General features: G+C 60.2%; 5 protein-coding genes. 1 reads left to right on the top strand and 4 read right to left on the bottom strand.

Annotation, left to right across the window (positions count from 1 at the left end):
* On the top strand, nt 1–801 hold an 801-nt coding region (locus VIG90_RS18705; protein ID WP_331595036.1), incomplete at its 5' end, for a DUF2493 domain-containing protein.
* Between the two features lie 757 nt (nt 802–1,558).
* On the opposite strand, the gene VIG90_RS18700 is transcribed toward VIG90_RS18705, so the two are convergent.
* The 4 genes from VIG90_RS18700 to VIG90_RS18685 all read right to left on the bottom strand — a co-directional run.
* Nucleotides 1,559–2,740 (bottom strand): DUF1214 domain-containing protein, encoded by a 1,182-nt coding sequence (locus tag VIG90_RS18700; RefSeq protein WP_331595035.1) that lies wholly within the window; start codon nt 2,738–2,740, stop codon nt 1,559–1,561.
* A 54-nt stretch (nt 2,741–2,794) separates the two neighbouring features.
* A complete protein-coding gene (locus VIG90_RS18695; protein ID WP_331595034.1) occupies nt 2,795–3,562 on the bottom strand; it encodes an SDR family oxidoreductase in 768 nt (255 codons plus the stop codon).
* Nucleotides 3,563–3,564: 2 nt separating this feature from the next.
* Entirely contained in the window at nt 3,565–4,389 is an 825-nt protein-coding gene (locus tag VIG90_RS18690; protein WP_331595033.1) for an SDR family NAD(P)-dependent oxidoreductase, read from the bottom strand.
* Nucleotides 4,390–4,393: 4 nt separating this feature from the next.
* Nucleotides 4,394–5,194, bottom strand: an 801-nt coding sequence (locus VIG90_RS18685) for a sulfotransferase (protein ID WP_331595032.1), incomplete at its 5' end; no start/stop codon positions are given.

Below are 5,194 nucleotides of genomic sequence, written 5' to 3'. Positions count from 1 at the left end.
CTCTTTGACCTGTTGCGCGGCACCCGGATGGAGCCGGCCGCGCCGCAGCTGACAACCGGGCTGGTGCTGGCCCTGGTCACGACGGCCGAGCGGAGCCGGCGGGACTGGCAGGATGCCGCCGACCGTTTGCGCGACCTGCAGGACGGCTATGACGGCAGCGAAGCCGCCACAAGCGAGCTGGAAGACCAGACCGTCTTTGCCCGCTCGCTCGAGGAGGTCCATGCGGTGGCCTGCGCCCTGCAAGACCGGGCGATCGCCGCCTGGGAAGCCGAGACCGGCCGGGCCTTTGTCCCCACCCGGCGCGCCAGCGTTTTGCATGCCAAACACACCGCCAGCTTGATCGAGGCGGCCGATTATCTGCGCGGTATGCGGCAAAAACAGCGCGATGCGATCGCGCCGGAAGGCCCCCTTGTCCTGTTCTCCGGCGGCACGCTCTGGCATGACATCGGCCTGATCACCCGGACGCTCGAGGCCATCCGGCAGCGCATTCCCAACATGGTCCTGATCACCACCGGCCAGCCCCAGGGCGCCGATGTCATTGCGCTGCACTGGGCGCGCCGGGCCCGGGTGCATGTCGTTGCCTTTCAGCCCAACTGGCAGCGCCATGGCAAGCGCGCCGGGTTTCGCCGCTGCGACCAGATGCTGTCCCTCAAGCACATCGTCGAGGCCGTGCTGTGCGAGGGCAGCCAGAACCAGGTTTATCTGTATGAGCGCCTGCGCAAGCGGGGCATTCCCCTGCATGCCTTCAACGCGGCCGATCAGGCTCCGGACAGGATCGCCGCTCGCCCGAAGCGCGCCTGACCCGTCCTCATAAGCACCGCTGTCCGCTCGCCCGACCGTGGCCCCACGGTCGGGCTTTTTGCATGGATTGGTGAGCCGCCCGAGCAGCCCTGCGGCCTGTTCGGGCGGCGCAAGAGAAGGCTGTCAGGCAGGGTTGCGAGCGGTCAGCGGCTGCGCGGCCTACCCGTTCAAACGCGTCATTGCCGCTGCTGAGCCGAGCCGGACATTCACCTGTACAAGCTCAAGCCGGATCGCCGGGAGCCGCGCAGGCGCGCGCTCTCGCATGCCTGCAAAGCACGGCCCTTCCCCTTTGGCCAGGATCGCCCGGAAGCGCTCCGACCAGCCGGGCGCAAGTCGGTACAGCAGGCACACCCTACGCACTGAACTGCTCGAAAAAACAATAGCGATTTCAGATGGTTAATACCTAAATACCGTAAAAATGAAGTGTACTGTAGATCAACAGTGCTACTGTACAGTACAGTGTTTCTTCATAAAATGCTGAAATCTATTCATATTTTCGGTGCAGTAGATCTACTGTACAGTATGCAGATTATCAGCGCGACATCATCCCCGCAGCTTGGGATTGTGCTTCAGAGCCGCCTTAAACAAGCTCATCGAACACGAACTGGCGGCAGCGGTGCTTCGAATAAAGCATCGCGTCGGTTGGCTCTGTTTACGCGAAGATTGAGGTCAAGACCCGTCCCAAAACGGCCGCACTTGCCGTGACTGGTTTGTGCGGCCGATTCCAGTCTGGGCCTTCAAACGAACTGCCTGTTGTCTACCATTTGAAACGCTGAACTATGCCGCGACGGCGGCCTGCCAGTTGCTCCCGGCGCTCCTCGGCGTTGATCCGTTTGATGCCATGGGGCAAGTGATCGAACAGTTCGCTGACCTTCACCTGCTGGCACTGCGGCACCGGGTAGTCTTCAGCGATCATCCAACGGAAAGTTACATACCCCTCGCTATGTCCAGATGGATCCAGCCAGTTGGGAACGCCAGGGTCCTGGTGGCTGACCACGACGATCAGTTCGCCATCGTCCTCGAGCACCGCATAATGGCAGTTCGTGTTGGAAAGCCGATAGCGGTAATCCATCGTCTCCCACCAGTAGTTGCCGAACTCGACGGCCCAGTACTGAGCCTTCGGTGGGCGAACCCGAATGATCAGTGCTTCATCCTTGGGCAGCTTCCAATAAGAGATCAGCGGCTCACCGCCGGGCGTGGCGTCGATCTTGTTGTCATCCAGCTGACGATAGGAGAGGAAGCGGTTTGGTTGCACCTTCCACTTGTCAATCATGTCCGCCCAGTAAGTGGCCGACCAGCGAAGCCAGTGGGACGCTGATGCCAGACCATCGACCAGCGTTTCGGGTGTCAGCTGCGGCGGTGTTCCGTCACCGGTCAGGCGATCAATGCGCGCCTCCATCGGCTTCTCACCCTCCCAGTCTGCGAAGAACTGGCGGAAGGTCAGGCGGAACGTGCTGGGCGTCGTTTTGATCCAGTTGCCGGGATGCGGATCCGGGCTCACCCATAACTCGAAATTGCCGCCCTCATCCACTTCCAGGTCGTCGCCGAAGAGCACGGAGGGCACGGCGCCGCCCCAGGGCGTATCGCCGCGTTCAACGACCGTGACGCTGAAATAGCGCGCCGTTCCCCGGTTACCTGTGACGCGGTAGGTGTCGGTGCCGTTGATCGGCGCGCCCACATACAGGGCGTCGGTATTGTCGCCGCCCTGTTTTCGCATCGGATCGAAGTAGTGCATGATTTCGGGATGGAGAGGGTCATTGTTCTCCATCTCGAACGCCAGCGCGAGTGCAATATTGCGTGACAACAGACGAATTCCAGCCGCGCGATCAACAGGATTGCTCGCAGCCGTCTCGCGGAACGCGATATCGCCAGCCTCCTTCAGGGAGTCGCAGAACTGGTTCCACGCATTGCGCAATGCAATATCATGATCAGCGGTCATGCTCAGTTCCTTCACTGCAGAACCTTGCGCTCGGGACGCAGGGCAGGGGTGGGATCAATCGATCTTGGCATCTACGCATCCGACACGGGCAGACAGCCCGCCATCGACAGGCAAGACTGCGCCGTTCACATAACTGCTGTCAGCCGATGCCAGGAACAGCGCTGCCGCTGCAATCTCATGCGGCGCACCGCAGCGTGCATAGTTCTCGATGGCAGCCTTGGTGTCCCGGCCGTCCGGCGTGCTCTCGAACCACTCCAGCAGCGGCTTGGTCGCGGCGTTAGGCAGGATCGCGTTGACACGCACGCCCGCCTTGAAGTTCTCGACTGCTGCCGATTGCGTCAGATTGATGACACCGGCCTTTGCTGCGCCATAGACCCCAAGACCAGGTGCGCCGCCAATGCCTGCAGCAGAGGCGATGTTGATAATCGATCCGGACTTCTGTCTGCGCATTTGTTGAAGTGCGGCACGGACACCGTAGAAGGTCGAGGTCAGGTTGCCCGCAATCACCGTATCCCATACCGCGTCCGATAGCTCGACAATGCGGCCTGGCAGTGTGAAGCCGACATTGTTTACAAAGACATCGAGGCGTCCGGAACGGGATACGGTTTCCGAGACCAGTTTGTTGACGGCATCCGATGACGTGACATCACATTGCCAGGGGATAGCTCTTTCCCCGAGCGGTCGGGCCACGCCTTCGGCCTTCTTCAGGTCGATGTCGGCAACCACGACGGTCGCGCCTTCCTGGATGAAGCGCTCGACGATTGCAGCGCCGATGCCGCCTTCACCACCACCACCGGTGACGATGGCGATCTTGTCGCTCAACCTCATGGCATGTACACGCCGCCGCTGACCGAAATCAGCTGGCCAGTAATGTAGCCGGACACGTCAGACGCCAGGAACATTGCAAGATTTGCAATATCCTCAGGGCGGCCCAGCCGCTTGATGGGAAGCGTGCTCATATTGAAGAGCGAGCCGTTCTCCAAGGCCTGCTGCATGCCTTCGGGCGTACCCAGATCGAGACGGTTCCAGAAGCTTCCTGACGCAATGTCGTCATTGCTCTTCGGGACGATCCAGCCCGGCGCAATGGTGTTCACCCGGATGCCTTTTGGGCCCCACTCATAGGCCAGAGTCTTGGTCAGACTGTTTACGAACCCTTTGACAGCGCCATAATGAACGATGCTCTGAGCAGCTTCGCCCAGCAGCGAAGAGTTCGAGGAAATATTGATAATACTGCCGGTATTTCGCGACAGCATGTCTGGTGCAACGGCGAGGGTGCAATTGACGACGCCATCGATATTAAGTGCGATCTCCCAGCGTCGTGTCTCGTCGTCGAGGTCTTCAAAGTTGTAATTGCTTTTGACGCCGCCGGCGTTGTTCACCAGAACGTCGATCAGGCCAAAGCGCTCATGAGCGACCGCGACCATTGCATCAACGCTTTCACGCTTGGTCACGTCGGTTGCCACGGGAAGGATCGTCCCGGTGCAGCCTTGCTCCTTCGCGCGCGCCGCCAACTTTTCGCCTGTAGCGACATCGCGTGACGCGGAAATAACGTTGGCGCCTTCGCGGGCGAACTCAACCACAAGGCCGTGCCCGATGCCACCGCTGCCGCCGGTAACAACGACAGTTTTCCCCTTAAGACCCAGGTCCATTGGTCTACCCCTCACTCGCTACGTTGAAATAGTCTTGATATCTTTTGAAAAGCTGGCGCGTCCGGTCGTTCTGATCGACCGCGTAGGTGTGCGCGCCGAATTTTCCTTTGGGCTTATGCTGGAGATAGGCCTCGACCGCCGTGCGTGCTTCATCCGTGAACTGAAATCCCAGTCCAGAGTAGAGCGATTCCAGAGCCTCGATTGGCGACTCAACCAGCTTTGCATACTGCGAGTGCGTCAGCTGATCTGCCGGGATGTCGCCGTTCTCGATCCAGTCGATCATCTGGTTGAGGCGCGCGGCGGTGCCCTCTGGCGTCAGGAGTTCTTCAAAGGCCTTGGCGTCGAACGGCTTGTTGCTCCGCATCCAGTAGATTGTGCCCAACAGATTGGTAACCGAGCCCTGCGCTTTGACCGGGTCCCTGTGCGTGACGATCACGCGAGCATCCGGAAAAACATCGAACAGTGTGGGCAGGAAGCTTTGGTGCTCCGGCGCCTTCAGGAGCCAGTGACTGCGCGGGTTCTTCCACTGAAGCAGCTTCAGGAGCCGGCGGTAGTATGCATATGCGGGCTTCTGATCAGCCGCGAACAGCCAGGTCGCGTAGCTGGGGATCTGAAACTCGCCTGCTAGATGCTGTGCCCGGAAGCTGAGCGGAAAGGCAACGCCGCATTCATTGGGAATCCAGGCTCCCATCTCGTGCATCGCCTGGAATGTGGGGGCAACCCGTCCCATCTGCGTGATCAGGTGATGTGCCTGTGGAATCCGCGGATCGTTTCTATAGGTCGCAGCTTCTGGCGGAGGGCAGGG

This window comes from Pedomonas sp. (assembly GCF_036515995.1).
GTDB lineage: Bacteria > Pseudomonadota > Alphaproteobacteria > Sphingomonadales > Sphingomonadaceae > Pedomonas.
This window is presented reverse-complemented; position numbering and strand designations above follow the sequence as displayed.

What these genes read in the sequence shown, in the direction of transcription:
- VIG90_RS18700 (WP_331595035.1), bottom strand. Translation starts at nt 2,740, where the DNA reads ATGACCGCTGATCATGATATTGCATTGCGCAATGCGTGGAACCAGTTC.
- VIG90_RS18690 (WP_331595033.1), bottom strand. Translation starts at nt 4,389, where the DNA reads ATGGACCTGGGTCTTAAGGGGAAAACTGTCGTTGTTACCGGCGGCAGC.